Origin of the sequence: Bacillus cereus group sp. MYBK220-1 (assembly GCF_051916445.1) — a bacterium.
In the GTDB taxonomy this organism is placed as follows: domain Bacteria; phylum Bacillota; class Bacilli; order Bacillales; family Bacillaceae_G; genus Bacillus_A; species Bacillus_A cereus.
In genome coordinates, this window is the sequence record NZ_JBQAGQ010000003.1 from 58,440 (window position 1) to 82,939 (window position 24,500).

Here is a 24,500-nt window from a genome sequence, read left to right on the forward strand (position 1 = left end):
CTCTTTTCTTTGCGTATAATAGAACTATGAAAGTTGTCTTTTGAAAGGGGAAAAACATACGTGATACATACATACGAAGAAGCGATAGGGTGGATCCATAGCCGATTGAAATTTGGAATTAAGCCAGGATTAGAAAGAATGAGATGGATGTTAGAAGAACTTGGAAATCCAGAGCGTCATATAAAATGTGTTCATCTTGCTGGTACAAATGGAAAAGGTTCAACGTTAACATATATGCGTTACATGTTAGAAGGCGCGAAATATAAGGTAGGGACGTTTACCTCTCCTTACATCGAATCATTTAATGAACGCATTAGTGTGAATGGAACACCAATTGCAAACGAAGAGATTACTGAACTTGTAAAGCTGTTAAAACCAGTCGTGGAAAAACTAGATGAAACGGATTTAGGGGAAGCGACAGAGTTTGAAATTATTACTGTTATGGCGATTTGCTATTTCGGCAAATTCAATTTCTGTGATGTTGTTTTATTTGAAACAGGGCTTGGTGGACGTTTTGATTCTACCAATGTTATACACCCTGTTCTCACGATTATTACGAATATCGGTCACGATCATATGCATATTTTAGGAAATACACTAGGAGAAATTGCATATGAAAAGGCGGGGATTATTAAGTCTGGCGTACCGGTAATTACTGGTGTACAAGATGAAGAAGCTTTGCAAGTTATTCAAAATGTTGCAAAGGAAAATCATGCAAACTTATACGAGATGGACAACCATTTTACAGCATTACATAAACAGTCTAGTGAAGATGGAGAACAGTTCGATTTCACTTGTCCTTTCGCCTCTTTTGAAGATGTGCGAATCACAATGAAAGGCAGCCACCAAGTAGGAAACGCAGCACTTGCGCTTATGGCAGTCATGTATGTAAAAACATACTTATCATTTTTAATTGAGGAAGAAGAAATAAGAACTGGATTACAGGAAGCGTATTGGGTGGGGCGCTTTGAAAAACTGCAAAGTAATCCAGATATTATTATAGATGGTGCTCATAATCCAGAAGGTATCGAAAGCCTTGTGAAAACAGTAGAAGCGCATTACAAAGATAAAAATGTAATAGTGTTATTTACTGCCCTTGGTGATAAACAATTACATAACATGGTAGGCCAATTAGAAACCATTGCAGATGAAATTATTTTTACAACATTCGCCTTTGATCGTGCTATTTCTGCTGATAAGCTTGCATCATATTCACAGAAAGAATCAAAATTAGTTTTTGAAAATTGGAAAGAGGCAATTGATACAAAAGTTGAAATGATAGCAGAAAATGATGTTTTTATCATAACAGGTTCTCTTTATTTCATTTCTGAAGTACGAAAATATATTCGCGAGAAAAACTAGATAGTCTTTGCTATCTAGTTTTTTTGTTCTACAAATGAAGTCAAATGCATACATATAAGATAAATATATAGGGTTATTTGGCGAATTCCTCTGACAAATATCTCGTTTTTTTATGAAATGAATATGATATGATGCGGACAACGATAAGAGGTGAGGTGTGAGTGTATGGACAAGCAATCACGAACGATCTCAGTGAAAGTGAATGGAACAGAAGCGAAGTATGAGGAAAAAAAGAAAGATGAATTTGAATGGATGGTAGTAGAAAGTGAACGACCGAAAAATGTTGTTCCGTTTCAAAAAGCGAAATCAATGTCTGTGGAAAAATACCGAAAGAAGTGGAGTAATACATTAATTGTAATCGTTGCAACTGCAATCATTATCGGTACGGCGTTTGGAATGGGGATGCTTCATTTACTTACTGGACAAGGAACGACAGGAGGAAGTGAAGTGACAGCTTCAAGGCCGACTGGAAATGGAGAATCAAAGGTGGGTGGAACGGCAGAACAAACACCAGCACCGAAAGAAGAAAAACAAAAAGCACAGGCAGGAACGGCATTGGATCCGATGAAATTATTTTTTGTTCAAGGGGGGCTTTATTCTTCTGAAGAAAAGGGACAGGCAGCTCTTGAAGAATGGAAAGGCAATGGGGGCATTGGTGCTTTGAGACCAAGCGGTGATAAGTATGCAATAGTTGTTGGTATTGCTAGCGATGAACAGTCTATAAATCAATTAATGACTAAGTATAAAAATGATGGTGTCCCCGTTTTAAAAAAGAACTGGGATATAACAGATAAAGCATTGCTGAAAGATGATAAAGAAGTAGGAACATTTTTAACAAAAGTGCAGCCATTATACACTCATTTAGCAAAATATGCTTCTAGCGTACAAGTTGGTGGAAAAAGCAGCGCAAAAGATATAGAAGCAATTGAAAAAGAATGGAAAAAGGTTGAAAAAGAAGGGAAAAGTATGAAACAAGAAGAAGCAAAGAAACTGTATATGTATACGTCGGTAGCTGTACAAACAGTAAAAGATGGGAAGATGGATAAGGAATCTTTGGCGAAATTAAATCAAGTTATTATTGATGGTTTACTCTCGTATGAAAAAATTGTTTCGTAGAAAGTGAAATGATAGGATAATAAAATGAGTAAGAAAGAAGTACATGTACTTCTTTCTTTTCTTTTGAATTTAGAGCAAAGTGCTTTCTCTATGACAGGAATATAATCGTATGCAATAAAGAAGTGTTATTTTAGTTAGAGAAATTAATATTTCTTTCATTTGTGGGCAAACTATTCCTTTGATACGATTAATATAAATTGTTCTGCTTCATGTGAGAAAGGAAGGAGAAAATATGAGAAAAATAATTTTAGCTTCAGGGTCACCTCGGAGGAAGGAATTGCTTGAGTTAGCTAGTGTGCCATTTGAAATCGTTGTAAGTGAAGTAGAGGAAACAATTGGTGCATATTCATCGCCTTCTGATATTGTAATGTCGCTTGCCTTGCAAAAAGCATCAGCGGTGGCAGAAAATAATAGTGATCACATTGTGTTAGGTGCAGATACAATTGTTACATATGAGTCGCGTATTCTTGGTAAGCCTTCTAATGAGGATGAGGCGAAAGAAATGTTACAATTACTATCAGGGAAAACACATGAAGTGTATACAGGTGTTGCGATTATAGCAAAAGAAAAAACGGTTACTTTTTATGAGCGTACAGAAGTTACATTTTGGGAGTTAACAGAAGAGGAAATTGATACATACGTCGCGTCGAAAGAACCTCTTGATAAAGCCGGTAGTTATGGGATTCAAGGTAAAGGATCTATTTTCGTTCAAAATATTCAAGGGGACTACTATAGTGTAGTTGGCTTACCAATTGCACGTCTCGTTCGGGAATTAAAACAATTTGATATTGATGTAACCCATGCGTAAAATTGCATGGGGTTTTCTTTGAGAGAACAAATAAAGGGGTGGAGAGATGAACGGTATTCGTGATGTTGTAAGAGAAGAACAGCCACGGGAGCGTTTATTGTTAGAAGGTGCTGGAAGTTTATCAAATCGAGAGCTTCTCGCAGTGTTACTCAGAACAGGTTCTAAAGAAGAAACAGTTTTAAAGTTGTCAGATAAAATTTTACATCAATTTGATGGCTTACGTATGTTGAAAGATGCAACATTAGAAGAGCTAATTAGTATACATGGTATTGGGATTTCAAAGGCATCGCAACTTATGGCAGCCTTTGAACTAGGCAGAAGAATGGTACGTTTAGAATATCAAAATAGATATAGTATTCGAAGTCCAGAAGATTGTGCGAAATACATGATGGAAGAAATGCGTTTTTTACAACAAGAGCATTTTGTTTGTTTATATTTAAATACAAAAAATCAAGTTATACATAGGCAAACGATCTTTATTGGAAGTTTAAACACGTCAATTGTACACCCGAGGGAAGTTTTTAAAGAAGCCTTCCGTCGTGCAGCAGCCTCTATCATATGTCTTCATAACCATCCCTCAGGAGATCCCACGCCGAGCCGTGAAGATATTGCAGTAACAAAACGCTTAGTAGAATGCGGCCAGATTATCGGAATTGAAGTGCTTGATCATATTATAATAGGTGACCATAAATTCGTGAGTTTAAAGGAAAAAGGTCATATTTAAGACTATGCTTTTTACTTATTTTGTTTTATAATGTGATTTATGAGTTTTTTGTAGAAATTTATCTACAAAAAGGATAAAGATATAAAAAACGTACTGTTTTTATAATATAAAGTAAGAAAAAATGAGTCCGTGAAAACAAGAAAGGAAGATAAATAATATGTTTGGATTTGGTGGATTTACTCGCGATCTTGGAATAGACTTAGGAACTGCGAACACGCTTGTATATGTAAAAGGAAAAGGTGTAGTTTTACGTGAACCTTCAGTAGTTGCGTTACAAACTGATACGAAACAAATCGTTGCTGTAGGTAGCGATGCAAAACAAATGATTGGTCGTACACCAGGGAACGTTGTGGCACTTCGCCCGATGAAAGACGGTGTAATTGCTGATTATGAAACAACTGCAACAATGATGAAATATTACATTCAACAAGCTCAAAAATCAAACGGTTTCTTCTCACGTAAGCCGTATGTAATGGTATGTGTACCATCTGGTATTACAGCTGTAGAAAGACGTGCAGTAATCGATGCGACTCGTCAAGCGGGTGCTCGTGATGCTTATCCTATCGAAGAGCCATTTGCAGCAGCAATTGGTGCAAACTTACCTGTTTGGGAACCAACTGGTAGTATGGTTGTTGATATCGGTGGCGGTACAACAGAAGTTGCAATTATTTCTCTAGGTGGTATTGTAACAAGCCAGTCAGTCCGTGTTGCTGGTGATGATATGGACGATTCAATCATTCAGTACATTAAGAAAAGCTATAACTTAATGATCGGTGAAAGAACAGCTGAAGCATTAAAATTAGAAATTGGTTCTGCAGGCGAGCCAGAAGGTATCGAGCCTATGGAAATTCGCGGTCGTGATTTAGTAAGTGGTTTACCAAAAACAGTACTAATTCAGCCAGAAGAAATTGCAGATGCATTAAAAGATACAGTAGATGCGATTGTAGAATCAGTTAAAAATACGTTAGAAAAAACCCCACCTGAATTAGCGGCTGATATTATGGACCGCGGTATCGTATTAACAGGTGGCGGGGCATTACTACGTAATTTAGATAAAGTAATTAGTGAAGAAACGAAAATGCCAGTTCTTGTTGCAGAAGATCCATTAGATTGCGTAGCAATTGGAACAGGTAAAGCATTAGACAATATCGATCTTTTCAAAACTGCTGCTCGATAATATTGCAAAATAAAAATCAGTGAAATTAAGAGGGTGTGAACGTGCCACAGTTTTTCTTAAACAAAAGATTAATTGTTTTGTTGGTTAGTATTATTCTTCTCGTGGCATTGATTGGAATCTCATTGAAAGAACGGAACAGTTTAACATGGCCAGAGCAGTTTGTTAAAGATACTGTCGGTGTTGTAGAACGTGTATTCCAAAAGCCAGCGAAATACGTAGCTGGATTCTTCGAAAATGTAGAGGATGTAAAGCGCACGTATGAAGAGAATAAAGAATTAAAAGCAAAATTAGATAATTATGCAGGTCTATCAGGGAAAGTAAAACAATTAGAAGATGATAACAAGAAGTTACAAGAACTAACTGGTAAAAAAGAGTTAAATAGCGGGTATACTGAAATTCCAGCTACTGTTGTTTCTCGTAATCCAGATAAATGGTACGATTTAATTGGAATTGATAAAGGGGCACAGCAAGGAATTAAAAAAGATATGGCTGTAGTAACTTCACAAGGGTTAGTTGGAAGAGTGAAAAGTGTATCTCAATTTACATCATCAGTAGAATTACTAAGTTCTATGAGCCGAACAAATCGCGTTTCTGCTATTGTACAAGGGCAAGAGAAAATCTTTGGATTGATTGAAGGTTATGACAAAGAAAAGCAATTACTTCTTTTCACAAAGATTGGCTCTGATGCACCGGTAGAGAAAGATCAACTAGTTGTAACATCTGGACTGGGTGATATTTTCCCGAAAGGTCTTGTAATTGGAAAAATCGTTGAAGTTCAGCCGGATGCATATGGCTTAACAAAAACAGCTTATGTAAAACCTGCCGCTGATTTAAATGACGTAGAGCATATTACGGTTGCTAAACGTGCAACACCTTCAGCGTCATTAGAATAGGAGGAGAAGAAGAGATGATGAAGATATTAAAAAGAGCAGCTCTTCCTCTTTTGCTCCTTTTTGTGTTTCTATTTGAAAATATGTTTGCTACTGTTGTTCCAACGGATGTGTTTTGGAAAGACAGCATAGCAGCACCGCATTTCTTTATAATCGTCTTATGTTTTATTACAGTGTATTATAGTCCGGTCCAAGGGATTTATTACGGACTATTATTTGGCTTCTTATTTGATACCGTATACACAGAACTTGTCGGGATATATATTTTTGCTTATCCGATTTTAGCTTATTTAGTATATAGTGTGATGAAAGTACTACAATTGAATTTATTTATTGTTGTTTCTATCATATTAGCTAGCGTTGTAGCACTAGAGTATTATGTGTATGGATTCTTAACTTTATTAGGACGTACTCATATGCCAGCGTATGTCTTTTTCACAGATCGTCTCCTTTCTACTTTATTGTTAAATGCTATTTTCTTATTGATAGTTTGTTTCCCACTGAGACGATATATAGTGCGTCTTTCAAAAGCGATGGAAGAAAAAGAAAAAAGGATTTTCTAATTTTATGTCGAATTGAATCGGTGGGGTGAACTTTAGTGGAAGAAAAAAAGCAACAAAATGTAACGATAAAAGGGACAAAAGATGGGATAACGCTTCATTTAGATGATTGTTGTTCATTCTCAGAATTATTGATGGAATTAGACGAAAAACTTTCTACACATTACTACGATGGTGATGGGCGCTCTTTAATTGAAGTGCATGTGAAAGTAGGAAATCGTTATTTAACAGAAGTCCAACAAGAAGAGATTCGTACGTTAATTCGTAATAAAAAGAATCTTGTTGTGGATTCAATTGAAAGTGATGTTATCACTAAAGCAGAAGCAATAGCTTGGAAAGAAGAAACAGAAATTGTCCCTATTTCCAAAATTGTTCGCTCTGGACAAGTTTTACATGTAAAAGGAAATTTGTTGTTAATTGGAGATGTTAATCCAGGCGGAACGGTTATCGCTGGGGGGAATATTTTTGTCGTAGGATCATTAAGAGGAATTGCACATGCTGGGTATTATGGGGATTCGGATGCTGTAATCGCTGCATCTGTTATGAACCCGATGCAACTTCGAATTAGTGATGTGGCAATGCGGGCTCCGGAAGAGAAAGAAGACGGAGCGGAGGCGGCAGAATGTGCGTATATTAATGAGAACAATCACATTGTTGTCGATCGCCTGCAACTTCTCACTCATCTTAGACCTAATTTAACAAAGTTAGAAAGGGGAATTGTATAGCTGTGGGAGAGGCAATAGTAATTACATCTGGAAAAGGCGGAGTAGGTAAAACTACTACATCTGCGAACATTGGTACGGCCCTAGCGTTATCTGGAAAGAAAGTGTGCTTAATTGACACAGATATCGGTCTTCGAAATTTAGACGTAGTAATGGGGCTGGAAAATCGTATTGTATTTGATCTTGTTGATGTCGTTGAAGGGCGTTGCCGTTTACCTCAGGCTCTTATTAAAGACAAACGTTTTGATGATCTTTATTTATTACCTGCAGCACAAACGAGTGATAAATCAGCGGTAACACCTGAACAAATGGATGAATTAATACAAGTATTACGTCAAGATTATGATTACATATTAATTGATTGTCCTGCGGGGATTGAGCAGGGATTTAAAAATGCGGTAGCTGGTGCGGATAAAGCAATCGTTGTTACGACTCCAGAAGTATCCTCAATGCGCGATGCGGATCGTATTATTGGGCTTTTAGAAAAAGAGGATATTGAACCACCCAAACTTGTTATTAACCGTGTACGTAGTCATATGCTTCATGAACAGGATATGTTAGATGTTGATGAAATTGTACGTACATTGTCAATCGAGCTTCTTGGTGTTGTCGAAGATGACGATGAAGTTATTCGAGCTACAAATACAGGTGAACCTGTGGCGTTGCAACCAAGCGGAAAAGCAGCGTTGGCTTATCGTAATATTGCAAGACGCTTGTTAGGTGAGAATGTACCATTACAAGCATTTGAACAAGAAAAGGTATCGGTATTTGCAAAGGTGAAAAACTTCTTTGGAATCCGTTAAGAGCACTTCGCACATATGCGAGGTGCTTTCTTTTTTCTTCACACGAATATCTTTCTTTCTTAGCTCATACATATGTACAAACTGTATACAACTGTTTCTAAATGAAATTAGCTTAACGAAAGAAAGGAGACAGTATGAAGAATAGACGCGTAGAAGAAATTAAAAAGCGGATTGCAAAAAGGAAGGCCGAGCAAGAAAGGATGGAGGAAGAGCAGTATTTTAACGGAGGGAATTTTGATAGTGAAGCAGTATTTATTGAAGATGGAGAAAAGGAAATGCATCCCTTATTTCGAAAGGAAGTCTTTTTCTTCAAAGTTTTATTATCAGCAATATTAGTTCTTTCGGTTGCTATTTTATATAAGAATGCTCCTTCTTCATTCAATGGAGCTAAAGCTGTTACAGAAAAAGTGATGAAAGAGGAATTTCAGTTTGCTACTGTAGCGAAATGGTACGAAAAGCAATTTGGAAAACCGCTTGTATTCTATTCGCCGAACGAGAAAAAAGAAGGAAGTATTCAGCAAAAAGATTATGCAATTCCTGCTTCTGGAAAAGTAATGCAAGGGTTTCAAAAAAATGGCCAAGGTGTATTTGTCCAAACAGCTACAAATGCAAAAGTGGAGTCAGTAAATGAAGGGTTAGTTGTTTTTGCAGGCAAGAAAGAGGAACTTGGAAATACAGTTCAAATTCAACATGCAGATGGTACGGAGTCATGGTATGCAAACTTAAACGATATGTCAGTGAAATTATATGATTACGTTTCAAAGAAACAAAAAATTGGAACGGTGAGTAATGATACAAATGATAAAAATGGAAAGTTTTATTTCGCGATAAAAAAGAATGAGAAATTTATTGATCCGATCCAGGTGATATCATTTGATTAAATATAGGGACGTTTTAACGAAAATTTCCGTGCATCCATTATTTTGGGTTATTATTGTCATTGGTATTTTTACTGCGCGTTTTAAAGAGTTACTACTGTTATTTTGTATTGTTCTTATTCATGAACTTGGGCATGCTTTTGCAGCAGCACACTATAATTGGCGTATAAAAAGAATTCAGCTTTTGCCGTTTGGTGGCGTTGCCGAGCTTGAGGAACATGGTAATAAGTCATTGAAAGAGGAACTTGTTGTCGTAATTGCAGGACCGATTCAACATGTTTGGATGATGCTGGTAGGTTATATGTTGTTCAAAGCTGGTTGGCTAAATGCAGATTTATATTATTTCTTCATGTGGAATAATATAATTATTTTAGCATTTAATTTACTTCCTATTTGGCCGTTAGATGGCGGGAAAGTATTGTTTAATATACTATCATATCGTTTCCCTTATTTACAAGCACATGAAAAGATGATGCAATTGTCATGTGTTTTTTTTGGTGTAATATTAGGATGGCAGTTACTCTGGAATAGTAACAATATTATGATGTGGGTACTACTCATATTTTTAGCAGTGTCATTATATCAAGAGTGGAAACAAAGACGGTATGCATTTATGCGTTTTTTATTAGAACGTTATTATGGAAACAAAAGAGGAATCGAAAAGATTGCACCTATTGAAGTGCAAACGGAAGATCGTTTATATACGATCTTCACAAAATTTCGTAGAGGATATAAGCATTCTATTATCGTCCGTGGAAAATATAAAGAGCATTACACATTGGATGAAAATGAATTGCTCTATGCATATTTTACTGAAAAACGAACAACTTCATCAGTTGAAGAATTAATCGGTTAGTGTTGACGATAGCACTAACCTTTTATTATTGTAAAAGCAAAGAAGATTATAAAGTGAGGAAATAATTTTGAAAACGTTATATGTGAATTACGCTGGTTCGGAAAAGCGCGTTGCAATTGAAGAGAAGAAAAAAATTGTTGAGTTTTTATGGAAACGTAATGAAGAGCAAGAGATTGTTGGGCATATTTATGTTGGACGTGTCGTAAGAACAATTGCTGGAATGAATGCAGCTTTTGTAAACATCGGTTTAGAAAAACATGCTTACCTTTCATACGATGATGTACCATCTTCTTATCGTATACATGAAGGGCAAGCGATACTCGTACAAGTTGTGAAAGAGGCAATTGATACGAAAGGGCCTAAATTGACAGCGAATATAGAATTTACCGGGAAATATGTCGTTTATATGCCGTTTGATGAGATGCGCGCTGTTTCTCGAAAAATAAAAAATAATAAAAGAAGACAACAGTTACTCCAAATTGAAATAGAGGGAACGGGGGGATACATTTTCCGTTCTGCTTCTGAAAAAGGAGCAATTGAAGAAATACAAGCTGAAATGCAAGGGTTACAACAGTTGTATGAAGAGTTAAAAAGAAAAGAGGGCCAAGGAAAGGCGCCGTTATTACTTCATCGACCGGCGACCTTTTTAGATCGTGTATTTCAAGAGAACCCAATTGAAACAATTGAAAAAGTAGTTGTAGATACAAGAAGTATAGTAAAGGAATTAGAAGACAAAGTTGGAAAAGAAAAAGTATCTTTTTATAATGAAAAGTCTTCGATGTTTAACCATTTTGGAATAGAGCGTGAGATTGAGAAAGCACTCCAAAAAATTGTGTGGCTTCCAAATGGTGCTTATTTAATTGTAGAACAAATGGAGACGATGACTGTAATTGATGTGAATACGGGCAAGTTTACGGGAAAACAAAATTTACAAGATACAGTACTTCGCACAAATGAGCTAGCCGCTGAAGAAATTGCACGCCAATTAAGACTTCGTGATATTGGTGGTATGATATTAATTGATTTTATTAATATGAAAAAAAGAGAAGATAAAGAAAAGGTAAGAGAATGTCTCATAGCTGCTATGAAAGATGATCGTACTTATACAAGAATACTTGGATTTACTGAGTTAGGAATTTTGGAGATGACACGAAAACGTAAAAAACATTCTTTACGTGACGTATTACTAGAAGAGTGTGTATCTTGCAAAGCGACGGGTTATGTGATGTCGCATGAAACAATTGCGTATGAGTTAGAGAGAGAACTAATCACATATGGCAATATAGAAGATGAAGCGGTATTAATCGCTGCGCCTAAAGAACTGCAAAAACAATTTTTGCAAAAAGAATTACAAAAAAATATTCCATTTGAAATTTATTTCAAAGATGATATTATCGAAAAGTACGCTATTATCCGTTTTGGAAGTAAAAAAGAAATTGTAGAACGGAAAAAATAGTTAGTAGAAGATTCATTGACAATACTCAATGAATTATGGTAACATCTTTATGTTATAGTTTATAGCACCTAAACGGCTATATGCTACAACCGCACAAGACAGGTTCCCTAAAGGCATTTATGTCTACCTCGTTTTTGGCGAGTCTTAGTAATTAAGAGGAGGTGCAAGTATGTACGCAATTATCGAAACAGGTGGAAAACAAATTAAAGTTGAAGCTGGTCAAGCAATCTACATTGAAAAATTAGATGTTGAAGCTGGTGAAACTGTTACTTTTGACAAAGTTCTTTTCGTTGGTGGCGAAAACGTTAAAGTTGGTAGCCCAGTTGTAGAAGGTGCAACAGTTACTGCGAAAGTTGAAAAACAAGGTCGCGCTAAGAAAATTATCGTTTTCAAATACAAAGCGAAAAAGAACAATCGTAAGAAACAAGGTCATCGTCAACCTTACACTAAGCTAGTTGTTGAAGCTATCAACGCTTAATTCTGGTTAACATGATTAAAATTACGATAAGTCGCACGAAATTAGGAAGTATCCAATCATTTAAAATGACTGGACATGCCGATTATGCGCCACATGGACAAGACCTTGTCTGTGCTGGAACTACAGCGGTTGTGTTTGGTTCTATAAATGCAGTGGAAGAACTTTGTAATGTGCAAGCAACTATTGAACTCGGAAGTGATGGCGGATTCTTAACGTATGAATTGCCTAATGATTTAGACGTTCATGCAGCAGAAAAAGCACAAACCCTTTTAGAAGGATTAGTTGTTTCGCTTAAGACGATCGAACTTGATTACGGAAAGTATATCCGTTTAATAGAAAAAGTGCAGGAGGTGTAACGTATGTTAAGATTAGATCTTCAGTTTTTCGCATCTAAGAAAGGTGTAGGTAGTACAAAGAACGGTCGTGACTCTCAGTCAAAACGTCTTGGTGCTAAACGCGCAGATGGTCAAACGGTTTCAGGTGGTTCAATTCTTTACCGTCAACGCGGTACAAAAATTTATCCAGGTGTTAACGTTGGTCGTGGTGGCGATGACACTTTATACGCGAAAGTTGACGGCGTAGTACGCTTTGAGCGTCTTGGCCGTGACCGCAAACAAGTGAGCGTATATCCTGTTGCTCAAGAAGCATAAGAACTCACGGAAAACTCTAACCTGAGTGCAGGTTAGAGTTTTTCTATATTAAGGGGTATCTAAATGAATGAAAAATGGACAATTATAGATGCATTGCGCCATTCAAGACATGATTGGCTCAATCGTATGCAGATGGTGAAAGGAAACCTTTCACTTGGAAAAGTGGAAGAAATTCATAGTCTCATCGATCGTTTTGTCCAAGAAGCGAGACAAGAATCCAATCTGATGGGGCTATCAATGCCTTTATTTTCAGAGTGGATTTTAACATATAATTGGAAACAGCAGCCGTGCTTATTGGAGTACGAAGTATTAGGGAAATTACATAACTTATCTCACTTGGATGAGACTGTATGTACATGGACGAATCAATTTTTCTCAATGCTTCAGCATAGTTTAGACGTATATGTTGAAAATTATGTTTGTATCACAATTGAATGTGACGCGGAGAATGCTCGTTTCTTTTTTGATTTTCGTGGTAAGCTAACGAGTGTAGAAGAACTACAGAATTGGCTTGCGACCCAAAACAATAAATGGTATTCCATTTCTTATACAGTGCGAGACGAAGAAGTCTCAGTTATATTACAACCAATTGAAAAAAGTGTGGTGAAATAATGTTTGTAGATCAGGTCAAGATATATGTAAAAGGCGGCGACGGTGGTAACGGTATGGTTGCGTATCGTCGTGAGAAGTATGTTCCTAAAGGTGGCCCAGCAGGTGGCGACGGCGGTAAAGGTGCAGATGTTGTTTTCGTAGTTGAGGAAGGCTTACGTACATTAATGGACTTCCGCTACCAACGTCATTTCAAAGCTGATCGCGGTCAGCACGGAATGAGTAAAGGTCAGCACGGACGTAAATCTGAAGATTTACTTGTAAAGGTTCCGCCAGGAACAGTAGTAAAAGATGAAAAAACTGGTCAAATTCTTGCCGATTTAGTAACGCATGGACAAACTGCTGTAATTGCAAAAGGTGGCCGTGGTGGCCGTGGTAACTCACGTTTCGCAACAGCTACGAACCCAGCGCCAGAAATCGCTGAGAACGGGGAACCAGGTCAAGAGCGTGATGTCATTCTAGAACTTAAAGTACTAGCAGACGTTGGACTTGTTGGATTCCCAAGTGTAGGTAAATCTACATTATTATCTGTTGTATCATCAGCGCGTCCGAAAATTGCAGAGTATCACTTCACAACAATCGTTCCGAATCTTGGTGTTGTTGAAACTGGTGATAACCGCAGCTTCGTTATGGCTGACCTTCCAGGACTAATTGAAGGCGCACATGCTGGCGTTGGACTTGGACACCAATTCTTACGTCATATTGAGCGTACACGTGTAATCGTGCATGTTATTGATATGTCTGGTTTAGAAGGCCGTGATCCATATGAAGATTACGTAACGATTAATAATGAATTGAAAGAATACAATCTTCGCTTAACTGAGCGTCCACAAGTTGTTGTTGCAAACAAAATGGATATGCCAGATGCAGAAGAAAACTTACAAGCATTTAAAGAGAAAGTGGGAGACGAAGTAAAAATCTTCCCAATCTCAGCTGTAACAAGACAAGGTGTTCGTGACTTACTGTTTGAAGTAGCAAACTTAATAGAAACAACACCAGAATTCCCAATACATGAAGTTGCGGATGAGTCTGATACAAGTGTAATGTACAAATTTGATACTGAAGGTGTTAAATTTGAAATTACACGTGAAAGTGATGGCACGTTTGTTATCTCTGGTTACGATATCGAGAAAACATTCAAGATGACAGACTTCTCACGTGATGAATCTATACGTCGTTTCGCTCGTCAAATGCGCGGAATGGGTATTGATGAAGCGCTTCGTGCACGTGGTGCAAAAGACGGAGATATTGTAAAAATTCTTGAATATGAATTTGAATTTATCGATTAAGACTGCCGAAATACGGCAGTCTTTTTTTATATCGTAAAAATCGGATTTATATAGGAAAAAATCCCCACTAATTAAATTTTCAATTTATAATGGAAAAAGGAGTAAATGTAGAAGAATTCTTTTATGGGGAGAAAAAGAACATGTATAAAATATTAATTGTAGAAGACGATGAGAAAATTGCGGGAATATTAGAGGAGCATTTAGAAAGGTATGGCTATCAATCATTTAGAGCAAGTGATTTACGTCATATAAAAGATGAGTTTGTAAAAATAAATCCTCATCTTGTGTTACTTGATATTAATTTACCGTACTTTGACGGTTTTTATTGGTGTCGTCAAATTCGTACTGTATCTAATGCGCCGATTATTTTTGTTTCTGCAAGAACAGGGGAAATGGATCAAGTAATGGCGATTGAAAATGGCGGCGATGATTATATTACGAAGCCATTCCATTTAGATATCGTAATGGCAAAGGTGAAGAGTGCGCTTCGCCGTGGCTACGGAGAGTATGCCTCTGCTGCTGAGAGTGATTGTTTAGGTGTAAATGGACTGTTGTTATTCCCGTCTCAGCATATTGTTGAGTGGCAAGGACAACAAACTGAACTGACAAAAAATGAGTTTTACTTATTGGAGTGTTTAATGAAACAGGTGAATCAATATGTAACGCGCGAAGAACTGTTAGAAGCTCTATGGGATGAAGTAGCATTTGTGGATGATAATACATTAACCGTAAATGTAAAACGTGTAAGGAAGAAACTAGAGGAGTTAGGCATTAAAAATGCAATTGTAACGAAACGTGGATATGGTTATGCGCTTCTTACGGAGTGGGGCGAAGGGCATGAAGGTTAAAAATTACCTCATGGACCGCTTTTCTTTAATTCTTTCTTACATTGTTAGCCTTTGTTTATTTGGGCTCGTTTTACAGTTGCAAAGTCTTTTAGAAAAGAAATCCATTGATTGGAGTACGTGGTTATATGGACTTTTATTAGGAACAGTTGTGTTTACTGTATACCTCATTTACGATTACCGAAAACGGAGTGTGTTTTTAAAGAGGATCGAAAAGTATGTTACTGGTGGAAATACATTACATGACTCTTTACTTATTGATGAATCTTATACATCAGATCAAGAAATGGTCGTTGAATCTTTTACGTTATTAAGACAGCAATATATGAATGAAGTTCATAAACAGCATGCGAAAGAGCAACAGCAAATGATATTTATGAACCAATGGATTCACCAAATGAAAACACCAGTATCTGTTATTGAATTATTGCTGCAAAAGTTTGGCAAAGAGCATCGTGAGGCAAGAGCAACAGTTGAAAGTATTCGTGAAGAAAATAACCGTATACTAAATGGTTTAGATTTAGCGTTACATATGGCAAGACTAGAGCAGTTTGCGAAAGATTATAAGGTAGAAGTAGTAAATGTTATAGATGTCGTGCGAGGTATTATTAATGAAAATCGGAAATCCTTCATTCAATCGTCTGTATTTCCGAAAGTGATGTTTGAAGAAGATACTTGTATGGTTGCCTCTGATAGAAAATGGCTAAGTATTGCTATAGGTCAAATTGTTGTAAACGCAATTAAGTATACAAAAATTTCAGCGGCAGAGAAAAAAGAAATTCAATTTCAAATTGAAGAGAAAGACCAAAAGGTGTTATTACATATTAAGGACAATGGAATCGGTATTCCAGAGCAAGATGTAAAGCGCATATTTGATCCATTCTTTACGGGGGTAAATGGCCGTAAAACGAGAGAAGCGACTGGAATGGGTTTATATATTACGAAGGAAATTTGCGATAATTTACATCATGGAATGTATGTCCAATCGGCTGAAGGAGAAGGGACAACATTCACGTTCCAATTTGCAAAAGATGAAGAATATCATACACTGATGAGAAAAATGACAAAACTGTAAGATAACAAAACGTTTTGTAAGGGAAATCACTCGTTTCTTTTTCTTATTTTTCTTATAGTAAATGTAAGAAGAAAACACGTAGGGGGATTAGAAATGAGTGTTCTTGAAGTAAAAGGATTAACGAAGGTGTACCAATCAAAAGGTTCAGTAGCGACGACTGCTTTAAACGATATAAATTTTAAAATAGAAGAAGGCGAATTTGTAGGGATTATGGGTCCTTCAGGAAGCGGGAAAACGACGCTTTTAAATTTATTAGCAACAATTGATAAGCAAACTTCAGGTCATGTGCTTGTAAATGGTGAAGAAATTAATCAAATGCGTGCTGCAAAATTAGCGGAGTTTCGCCGTACACATTTAGGGTTCATCTTTCAAGATTTTAATTTACTTGATACGTTATCCATTAAAGAAAATATTATTTTACCACTTGTAATGGCGAAGAAATCTGTAAATGAAATCGATGCGAAAGTACTGGAAATTGCGAAGTTTTTAAATATCGAAGAAATTTTAAATAAAAAAGTATACGAAGTATCTGGGGGACAACAACAACGTGCAGCAGCAGCGAGAGCAATCATTCATGAACCGACGTTAATTTTAGCAGATGAGCCAACTGGAAACTTAGACTCGAAGTCAGCGAAATCGCTAATGGGCGCTCTGCAAGATTTACACGAGCAAAAGAAAGTAACGATTGCAATGGTTACGCACGATCCAGTAGCGGCTAGTTATTGTGAACGTATCCTTTTCATACGCGATGGGGAAATTTTCTCGGAAATACATAAAGGAAGAACGAAACAAGCCTTTTTCCAAGAAATTCTGGACGTACTTGCGATGCTAGGAGGAGAATATCATGAACTTTCGCCAGCTCGCGCTTAATAACGTAAAAGGAAATTGGCGTAACTATAAAGCGTTTCTTATAAGTAGTTGTTTATCGATTGTCGTATTTTTCATGTATGCTTCTTTTATTTATCATCCAGATGTCGTAAGCGGTAATATTAGTATGAGAAAGATGATCACAAAAGGATTAGAATCGATGAATTATATTGTGGTCATCTTCTCGGCACTCTTTATTTTATATGCAAATTCAACGTTTTTACGAGCAAGAAAAAAAGAGTTTGGTCTACTAACATTAATAGGCGGAACGAAATCGCAGCTCGGCCGAATGATTATATTAGAGCAACTGATGTTAGGTAGTATTGCAATTGTAATTGGTATTGGGGTTGGAATGCTTTGTTCAAAATTATTTTTCCAAGCGTTAAGCGTATTATTGAAAATAGATAAGACACTTCCACTTGTTTGGAATAGTAAAGCAGTTCTTATTACAGCTGCCGTATACTTTATCCTATTTTTAATCCTATCATTGTTTAGCGTTTGGACAGTAGGACGCTTGCAAATTATTGATTTATTAAGAGAAGCTAGAAAGCAAAAAGTAGAGCCGTTTGCATTTACATGGTTATGTGTAGTTGGTATAGGATGTATTATTGTTGCATATGTACTTAGCTTCCAAGTAACGTTTCTGAATTTTATTATTCTCTTTTTACCGGTGGTAGGACTGACAATTGGCGGAACGTATTTACTATTTACACAAGGAAGTACAGTCGTATTAAAAGCATTACAAAAACGAAAACAATCTTTTTATACGTACCCAAATATGTTCGTCCTTAGCAATCTTATTTATAAAATGAAAGATAATGCTCGTTTTCTATTTGTAATTTCTATTATTACGGCGGTAGTATCTTCAGCAGTAGGTACACTGTACGTATATTTTGAAAATATGAGTGCGAAAACGGTAGAACTTACACCACATGCTATTTCATATGAGGAAAAGGGGTTAAATACGCATAATCTTATTAATGAAGAAAAGGTACAGGAGCTTGTGAAGAGACACGGGTTTGAAGATGCGCGAAAAGTAACCTACGTTAAACTACAGGCAACACAGAAAATAACGTTGTTTAATAGTGAACATGAAGTACCGATGACGATTATTTCAGAAAAAGAATATAATGCAGAAGTGCGCAAACAAAAGAGAGAGCAACCTACAGAAGTTCATAATGCACCAGGTAGTGCAACGATGGTTATGGTTGATATGTCAAATGAACTGATGAAGATAGATCGTACGAAACCGTATGAATTTACAATTAACGGGCAAAAGCAGTCTGTTCAATTAAATAGTCCAACGCAGTATTCTGTTTTTAATGATAGTGAATATCTTATTGTAAATGATCAAGATTTTGAGAAATATGCAAAACTCGTACCAGATGAAGAAAAGACGAAATATTACGGTTATTATATCGAGGATTGGAAAAGTACAGAAGATCTTGTATTAGATTTGAAAAATGAAATTGCACCAGAAAAGCAAGGGGAATTGAGAAATTCAGTGTTTGCGTATAAGGATATAAGAGAAGGTGGAGCAATTACAATGTTCATCGGTTTCTTCGTAGCGGTACTGTTCTTCTTCTTCGCTTGTAGTATGACATACTTTAAATGGTTTAACGATAAAGAACAAGATCGTATTCAATTTAAATCGTTAAAGAGAATCGGTATGACAGATAAAGAAATTCGCAAAATTGCGATTCGACAAATGGGAGTTATCTTCTTTATCCCAATTTTAATCGGTTCCATTCATAGTGGAGTTGCTCTTCATACGTTAGGGAAAATGCTTTATATTGATTTATGGAAATCAGGTGGGCTTGTAATTGGAGCATACATTTTAGCTTCTGCCATTTACTTTATGATCGCGCAAAGAGGATATTTAAAACACGTAAAAAGCTAGGGGAACCTCTAGCTTTTTGCCTATGTAGTAAGTTACAGGAGGACGATAGATGAACATTTGGCAACTAGCGCTGCAAAATATAAAAGGGAATTGGCGTAATTATAAAGTGTTTTTCTTAAGTAGTTGTTTTGCGATATTTGCTTCTTACGCATATATGTCTGTCATTGTGCATCCGTATATGCAAGAGACGATGTGGTATCAAAACGTACGTTGGGGACTTATCATATGTAATGTTATAATCATTTCTTTTTTCGTCATATTTATTTTGTACTCTACTTCTATTTTCATAGAAGCACGTAAGAAAGAATTAGGGTTATATATGTTAATGGGAGCAACGAAATCTAACGTAATAGGAATGATTATGACCGAACAAATTTTAATCGGGGTCTTCGCGAATATTTTCGGTATTGTGCTCGGTATGATATTTTTAAAACTCTTTTTTATGGTATTTAGTATGTTACTGGGGCTTCCGAAAGAACTCCCTGTCATATTTGACGTAAGGGCGATTGGTGTAACATTTATTACATATATGGTCGTTTTTATTTTGTTATCTTTTATAAGTGCTTTACGTATATGGAATATAAAAATCATTCGGTTATTGAAAGAATTTCGAACAGATAAAAAAGAGAAGAAAACATCAAAGTGGCTTTGTTTATTCGGTTTTGCTTGTTTAGTGGGCGGGTATGCGTTGGCGCTACAAGTGACGATGACTACGATAGCAATATACTTTTTCCCTGTGTCTATACTTGTCTTTTTTGGAACGTACTTTTCTTTTACACATGGAGCTACCCAAGTGTTAGAAATGATAAAGCGAAATAAAAAGATTATGTATACATATCCGTATTTATTTATTGTGAATCAATTGTCACATCGAATGAAGGAAAATGGTCGCTTTTTCTTTCTGATGTCTATGGCAACGACGTTTGTAGTTACAGCAACAGGTACGGTGTTCTTATATTTTTCTAGCATGCAAGATATGTGGCGAACTGGAGGGGTACACTCGTTTTCGTACATAGAAAAAGGTATTTCTACTCATGAAGTCTTTGAGGAAGGTGCGGTTGAAAAATTACTGCATCAATATGAGTATGATGATTTTCAATATATGAGTTTTGTTGGAGTTTATGCATCCTTTCAGTCTAATAAGGGAGAAACAACAATAGTACCGCTTATAAAAGAAAGTGAATATAACCAAGAAGCAAGGAAACAAAAACAGAAAACGTATCGTCCTAAAAAAGGTACAGTGACACTCGTTTATTATAATAAATACAATAATTCGAATGTGTATAATCAAAAAGAGATTCAATTGCAAGTAATGAATCAACCATATCAATTCGTATTTAACGGTCAGAAAGAAGGGGTTCAATTTAACCATCACCCTTCGTACATTAATGGTCTGTTCTTCGTTATGAATGATGAAGATTTTGACAGTATAGCAAATCAGGTTCCTGATTCTGAAAAAATGATATATAGAGGCTACACATTATCAAATATCGAAAAGACGAAGAAATTAAATGAAGATTTACGAAGACATATAAAACAAGATAATAATAATGCATTTCGAAGCAATATGGAGTTGTATGTAAATATGAAAGAAGGCGGCGATATTACTCTATTTGTAGGCTCATTTATTAGTATATTATTCTTTCTCACTTCATGTAGTATCGTGTATTTTAAATGGTTCCATAATATTGCATCGGACCGAAAGCAGTATGGTGCACTCTCTAAACTTGGAATGACGAAGGAAGAAGTATGGAAAATTTCTCGTTGGCAATTATGTATGCTATTTTTTGCGCCAATTATAGTAGGGAGTATGCATAGTGCAGTTGCATTATATACGTTTCATAATACGCTTTTTATGGATGGATCATTAAGAAAAGTAGGTTTGTTCATTCTGTTTTATATCGCAGCATGTATCATTTATTTCTTCTTCGCTCAAAGAGAGTATAAGAAACATTTAGACTAGCGAATGCTAGTCTTTTTTAAAAATTCGAAATTTACATAGAAGAATATAAAAAAGTATGGTATAACAGTAAGAAAACGAAAAAGAGGGGAAAAGACGATGATTCGAGTAGGATATTTAGGACCAGAAGCAACATTTACAAATATGGCGGTGAGTCGTTTTTTTCCGGAAGCAGAGCATGTACCGTATCGAACGATTCCAGATTGTATAGATGCAGCTGCAAATGAAAATGTAGACTTCGCAGTTGTACCGTTAGAAAATGCAATAGAAGGTTCAGTGAATATAACGGTTGATTACCTTGTACATGAGCAGCCACTTTCCATTGTAGGAGAAATTACAGTACCAATTCAGCAGCATTTACTTGTACATCCGCAGTATGCAGAAGTGTGGGATGAAGTATATGCAGTGCATTCTCATCCGCATGCCATTGCACAGTGCCATAAATTTTTAAATGAAGAATTAAAAGGAGTAACTGTTCGAGATATGACATCTACAAGTGCTGCTGCACAATATGTGAAAGAACATCCTGAAGAGAAAATTGCCGCTATTGCAAATGAAGCGGCTGCAGAAAAATACGGATTAACAATTGTGAGACGTAGTATTCATACGCATAAAAATAATCACACACGTTTCTTAGTACTCCATAAGAAAAAGAAAGCAGTACTCCCGAATAACGGAGAGAACCGCGGAGAGAAAACGACGCTTATGATAACGTTACCTGCAGATTATGCAGGTGCCCTATATCAAGTGTTATCAGCTTTCGCATGGAGAAAATTAAACTTATCAAAAATCGAATCGCGTCCGATGAAAACAGGTCTTGGAAATTACTTTTTCTTAATCGATGTCGATAAAGCATACGATGACGTATTATTGCCAGGCGTAACGATGGAACTTGAAGCACTCGGTTTTTCTGTTACTGTGCTGGGGAGTTATTCTTCTTATTGGTTGTAAGATGTAGATGGAATGTTGGTATTTGTCTAATCGTCAATATCATTTCATTGCCTAATATATTTTTTAATAGATTAATAAAATCCCACCTGCAGAAGGTGGGATTCTTTATTTTAACTTCGCAAGACGATCTTCTAATTGACCACGCCAAATATCAGCTAGTTCTGGAACAGCAAGAATCTTCTCGATGCCATCTTTATCTTTTCTATTATGAAAATAAATTTCGTTAGAGAATAAAACAGAAACATTGCTTGATGGACGTTCTAGTAATGTAATTTTTGAATCTTTACGTACAGTACCTTCTTGAAGAACGCGGCATAGGTAGCCAGTAAATCCAGTTGCTACAATACGCGGCAGTATGCCAGGGATGCCAAGGCGTTTTGAAATTGTGCTACAAGGTACGCGCGCTTGTGTCACTTGAATAATCGCTTCACCTAATTTGTATGTATCTCCGATGCAAACATCATGCTCTAACATATTTGTTACGGTAATGTTTTCGCCAAATGCGGAAGCTGGAAGTGTTGTTTGAAATTCTTTTTCCCATAGTGCGTAATGCTCGTGTGAGTACACACAAACTGCGCGATCAGGTCCACCGTGGTGTTTTAAATCTGCTACATCATCACCAAGGAAGCCATCTTTTGATAGGAAAGCTTCTTCGGTAAGTTCTTTACATATACCGGTAATCATTTCTTTATCTTCGCTATATTTCATTTGTTTCGGTTTGCCAATGCTAAAGTGAACGAGTTCAATTCCCATATTTGATCTCCTTTACGATTGATTACAATATTATAGCATTAAAAAAGCACAGAGAATGATAAAAACTCTGTGCTTTACATTAATAAACGAGAAATCCTGCTTTATCCAGTGCCTCACAAGCAGCATCTAATTTTTCTTTAGAATCTGCCTCGATTGTATGTAAGTGAATACCATCTGTTAGTTGTGAAAGATAGGAAGCATTTGTGTTTTCGATTTTTTGTAAATATTGCTCTACATCAAAGCGATTGCTTACCATAATGGAGGCTGTTAAGTCACCGTATACAGGATGCTCAACTTTTACGTCTTTAATCGTAACGCCATGGTCAACAAGCATTGTAAGTTCCTGACGTACTTCTGCTGGTTTATGTTGGCATACAATTACGCGTTCGAAAGTTTGTTGCTTCTCTTGTGGCTTTAAATATAAATAACCTTGAGCAGTCGCAATAATTGGTTCGTTTCGTGCTTTAAGCAAGGAAATATCTTGCACGATAACTTGTCTACTTACGTTCGTCTTTTTCGATAGTTCATTCCCCGATAACGGTTCATTTGCAGCAAGAAGCCACTGGAGGATAAGCTGTCGTCTTTCTTCACCTAAAATCTTTTTTTGTTCATTTTGTTTCATTATGATTTAACACCTCTATAAAATTGATTTCCAATTGTGTGTAGTGCATGAATAGTAGTATCAATTTGATCTTTCGTTGTTTGTTGTCCGAAAGAGAAGCGGACATATTGTTTTGCCTCTTCATACGTTTTTCCAATTGCAAGCATAGTTTTCGAAGGTTCTTGTTTACCGACTTGGCAAGCACTTCCGGTGGAAATGGCGATACCATGGCGATTACATTCTAGCATAGTATATTGACCTTCTATTCCTTTTATTGTAACCCCAACAATATGTGGTAAACAAGAAGTAGAATGACCTTCTACTTCAATTTCTAGCGGAAGTGTTTGTATTTGCTCTAAAAAGTAGGATCGTAACTCTTTAAAACGTAAACTTTCTTCCCATTGAGTTTTTAATATATTTTCAGCAGCTGTTAAAAAAGATGAGATGCCGGGAACGTTCACTGTACCTGGGCGAAATCCTTTTTCGTGAGAAGTTCCTGGAAATACTTGTTCCCAGCGAGTTTGCGGATTTATGTAGCAAGCGCCGACACCTTTTGGTCCGTATATTTTATGTGCTGAAACAGAAAGACTATCAATCCCCATCTCAAAAACATGGATAGGCAGTTTACCAAACGTTTGCACACAATCCGTATGAAATAAAACATTATATTTTTTTAAAAGTGCCCCGATTTCTGTAATGTTTTGAACGGTTCCGATTTCAGAGTTTCCATGCTGTATACTTGCTAGCACAGTATCTTCCGTAATAGCTGCCTCTAAATCTACTAAACAAATGAGTCCATTTTTATCAACAGGAATTTCAGTGATCGTATAGCCTTTTGATTTTAGGGATTGAAAATAACTTCGAATGGATGCATGTTCCATAGGTGTCGTAATAATATGCTTCTTATTTCGGGCATTTAGAAGTGATTGGATTGCAAGATAGTTCGATTCCGATCCACCACTTGTGAAAAATATTCCTTGTTCTTTTCCTCCAATCATTTCCGCAAATGTTTTTCGGCAAACTTGTAATAAAGAAGAAGCCGTTCCTCCAATATCATGTAAACTTTGTTCATTTCCGAAGTATTGCGATGCTGCTTTCATATATGTTTGTAACGCTTCCTCGCTCATAGGTGTAGTAGCTGCATAGTCAAGATATATCATCATGTAAGTT

Annotated in this window: 26 protein-coding genes and 1 other annotated feature; of the genes, 23 read left to right on the plus strand and 3 right to left on the minus strand. The window is 36.4% G+C overall.

The window, feature by feature from the left end; genetic code table 11:
• The first annotated feature begins 60 nt into the window (after positions 1 to 60).
• From ACTFRU_RS13955 to pheA, 23 genes are all read left to right on the plus strand, one after another.
• Positions 61 to 1,362 (plus strand): bifunctional folylpolyglutamate synthase/dihydrofolate synthase, encoded by a 1,302-nt coding sequence (locus tag ACTFRU_RS13955; RefSeq protein WP_440037699.1) that lies wholly within the window; start codon positions 61 to 63, stop codon positions 1,360 to 1,362.
• 165 nt (positions 1,363 to 1,527) lie between these two features.
• Positions 1,528 to 2,478 (plus strand): stage II sporulation protein B, encoded by a 951-nt coding sequence (locus ACTFRU_RS13960; protein WP_086412559.1) that lies wholly within the window; start codon positions 1,528 to 1,530, stop codon positions 2,476 to 2,478.
• A 232-nt stretch (positions 2,479 to 2,710) separates the two neighbouring features.
• Positions 2,711 to 3,286 (plus strand): Maf family protein, encoded by a 576-nt coding sequence (locus ACTFRU_RS13965; protein ID WP_001226291.1) that lies wholly within the window; start codon positions 2,711 to 2,713, stop codon positions 3,284 to 3,286.
• 46 nt (positions 3,287 to 3,332) lie between these two features.
• Positions 3,333 to 4,010 carry a RadC family protein gene (gene radC, locus ACTFRU_RS13970; protein ID WP_001013390.1) on the plus strand — a complete coding sequence of 226 codons (678 nt, stop codon included), beginning with the start codon at positions 3,333 to 3,335 and terminating at the stop codon, positions 4,008 to 4,010.
• Between the two features lie 157 nt (positions 4,011 to 4,167).
• Positions 4,168 to 5,187, plus strand: a complete 1,020-nt coding sequence (gene mreB, locus ACTFRU_RS13975) for a cell shape-determining protein MreB (protein ID WP_000466736.1) — start codon at positions 4,168 to 4,170, stop codon at positions 5,185 to 5,187.
• A 41-nt stretch (positions 5,188 to 5,228) separates the two neighbouring features.
• On the plus strand, positions 5,229 to 6,080 hold the full coding sequence (gene mreC / locus ACTFRU_RS13980; RefSeq protein ID WP_086412194.1) for a rod shape-determining protein MreC: 852 nt from the start codon (positions 5,229 to 5,231) through the stop codon (positions 6,078 to 6,080).
• A gap of 14 nt (positions 6,081 to 6,094) precedes the next feature.
• The gene (gene mreD, locus ACTFRU_RS13985; protein ID WP_000975766.1) at positions 6,095 to 6,640 is read left to right on the plus strand and encodes a rod shape-determining protein MreD; all 546 of its coding nucleotides are present in this window, start codon (positions 6,095 to 6,097) and stop codon (positions 6,638 to 6,640) included.
• A gap of 35 nt (positions 6,641 to 6,675) precedes the next feature.
• On the plus strand, positions 6,676 to 7,362 hold the full coding sequence (gene minC / locus ACTFRU_RS13990; protein WP_000391521.1) for a septum site-determining protein MinC: 687 nt from the start codon (positions 6,676 to 6,678) through the stop codon (positions 7,360 to 7,362).
• Between the two features lie 2 nt (positions 7,363 to 7,364).
• Positions 7,365 to 8,162: a septum site-determining protein MinD gene (minD, locus tag ACTFRU_RS13995; RefSeq protein WP_000503309.1), complete on the plus strand. Its 798-nt coding sequence runs from the start codon at positions 7,365 to 7,367 to the stop codon at positions 8,160 to 8,162.
• A 134-nt stretch (positions 8,163 to 8,296) separates the two neighbouring features.
• Complete coding sequence (gene spoIVFA / locus ACTFRU_RS14000) at positions 8,297 to 9,043, plus strand: stage IV sporulation protein SpoIVFA (protein WP_000797471.1); 747 nt, start codon at positions 8,297 to 8,299, stop codon at positions 9,041 to 9,043.
• Positions 9,036 to 9,896: a stage IV sporulation intramembrane metalloprotease SpoIVFB gene (gene spoIVFB / locus ACTFRU_RS14005; protein ID WP_086412193.1), complete on the plus strand. Its 861-nt coding sequence runs from the start codon at positions 9,036 to 9,038 to the stop codon at positions 9,894 to 9,896. Before spoIVFA ends, spoIVFB begins: the two co-directional genes overlap by 8 nt.
• A 67-nt stretch (positions 9,897 to 9,963) precedes the next feature.
• Positions 9,964 to 11,352 (plus strand): Rne/Rng family ribonuclease, encoded by a 1,389-nt coding sequence (locus ACTFRU_RS14010; RefSeq protein WP_086389519.1) that lies wholly within the window; start codon positions 9,964 to 9,966, stop codon positions 11,350 to 11,352.
• A gap of 77 nt (positions 11,353 to 11,429) precedes the next feature.
• Positions 11,430 to 11,507: a sequence feature (ribosomal protein L21 leader region), on the plus strand.
• Positions 11,508 to 11,521: 14 nt separating this feature from the next.
• Entirely contained in the window at positions 11,522 to 11,830 is a 309-nt protein-coding gene (gene rplU, locus ACTFRU_RS14015) for a 50S ribosomal protein L21 (RefSeq protein WP_000270907.1), read from the plus strand.
• A gap of 11 nt (positions 11,831 to 11,841) precedes the next feature.
• Positions 11,842 to 12,186: a ribosomal-processing cysteine protease Prp gene (locus ACTFRU_RS14020; protein WP_001973720.1), complete on the plus strand. Its 345-nt coding sequence runs from the start codon at positions 11,842 to 11,844 to the stop codon at positions 12,184 to 12,186.
• 3 nt (positions 12,187 to 12,189) lie between these two features.
• On the plus strand, positions 12,190 to 12,480 hold the full coding sequence (rpmA, locus tag ACTFRU_RS14025) for a 50S ribosomal protein L27 (RefSeq protein ID WP_000944957.1): 291 nt from the start codon (positions 12,190 to 12,192) through the stop codon (positions 12,478 to 12,480).
• A 63-nt stretch (positions 12,481 to 12,543) separates the two neighbouring features.
• The gene (locus ACTFRU_RS14030; protein WP_001003587.1) at positions 12,544 to 13,092 is read left to right on the plus strand and encodes a sporulation initiation phosphotransferase B; all 549 of its coding nucleotides are present in this window, start codon (positions 12,544 to 12,546) and stop codon (positions 13,090 to 13,092) included.
• The gene (gene obgE / locus ACTFRU_RS14035) at positions 13,092 to 14,378 is read left to right on the plus strand and encodes a GTPase ObgE (RefSeq protein ID WP_000497127.1); all 1,287 of its coding nucleotides are present in this window, start codon (positions 13,092 to 13,094) and stop codon (positions 14,376 to 14,378) included. Before ACTFRU_RS14030 ends, obgE begins: the two co-directional genes overlap by 1 nt.
• Before the next feature lie 140 nt (positions 14,379 to 14,518).
• Positions 14,519 to 15,226 (plus strand): response regulator transcription factor, encoded by a 708-nt coding sequence (locus ACTFRU_RS14040; RefSeq protein ID WP_002082113.1) that lies wholly within the window; start codon positions 14,519 to 14,521, stop codon positions 15,224 to 15,226.
• Positions 15,216 to 16,298: a HAMP domain-containing histidine kinase gene (locus ACTFRU_RS14045; RefSeq protein WP_086389518.1), complete on the plus strand. Its 1,083-nt coding sequence runs from the start codon at positions 15,216 to 15,218 to the stop codon at positions 16,296 to 16,298. The genes ACTFRU_RS14040 and ACTFRU_RS14045 overlap by 11 nt, the downstream gene beginning before the upstream one ends.
• Before the next feature lie 93 nt (positions 16,299 to 16,391).
• The gene (locus ACTFRU_RS14050) at positions 16,392 to 17,168 is read left to right on the plus strand and encodes an ABC transporter ATP-binding protein (protein WP_000114529.1); all 777 of its coding nucleotides are present in this window, start codon (positions 16,392 to 16,394) and stop codon (positions 17,166 to 17,168) included.
• Positions 17,143 to 19,065 carry an ABC transporter permease gene (locus tag ACTFRU_RS14055; RefSeq protein ID WP_086389517.1) on the plus strand — a complete coding sequence of 641 codons (1,923 nt, stop codon included), beginning with the start codon at positions 17,143 to 17,145 and terminating at the stop codon, positions 19,063 to 19,065. The genes ACTFRU_RS14050 and ACTFRU_RS14055 overlap by 26 nt, the downstream gene beginning before the upstream one ends.
• Positions 19,066 to 19,114: 49 nt before the next feature.
• Positions 19,115 to 21,028, plus strand: a complete 1,914-nt coding sequence (locus tag ACTFRU_RS14060; RefSeq protein ID WP_086389516.1) for an ABC transporter permease — start codon at positions 19,115 to 19,117, stop codon at positions 21,026 to 21,028.
• Between the two features lie 96 nt (positions 21,029 to 21,124).
• A complete protein-coding gene (gene pheA, locus ACTFRU_RS14065) occupies positions 21,125 to 21,976 on the plus strand; it encodes a prephenate dehydratase (RefSeq protein ID WP_000621701.1) in 852 nt (283 codons plus the stop codon).
• Positions 21,977 to 22,081: 105 nt separating this feature from the next.
• Here the strand turns inward: pheA and ACTFRU_RS14070 are convergent, their stop codons facing one another.
• The 3 genes from ACTFRU_RS14070 to ACTFRU_RS14080 form a co-directional block, all read right to left on the minus strand.
• Positions 22,082 to 22,729, minus strand: a complete 648-nt coding sequence (locus ACTFRU_RS14070) for an MOSC domain-containing protein (RefSeq protein WP_000510698.1) — start codon at positions 22,727 to 22,729, stop codon at positions 22,082 to 22,084.
• 79 nt (positions 22,730 to 22,808) lie between these two features.
• Positions 22,809 to 23,351 (minus strand): transcription repressor NadR, encoded by a 543-nt coding sequence (locus ACTFRU_RS14075; RefSeq protein ID WP_000812275.1) that lies wholly within the window; start codon positions 23,349 to 23,351, stop codon positions 22,809 to 22,811.
• Positions 23,351 to 24,493, minus strand: a complete 1,143-nt coding sequence (locus tag ACTFRU_RS14080) for an IscS subfamily cysteine desulfurase (protein WP_440037700.1) — start codon at positions 24,491 to 24,493, stop codon at positions 23,351 to 23,353. The genes ACTFRU_RS14075 and ACTFRU_RS14080 overlap by 1 nt, the downstream gene beginning before the upstream one ends.
• Positions 24,494 to 24,500 lie beyond the last annotated feature (7 nt).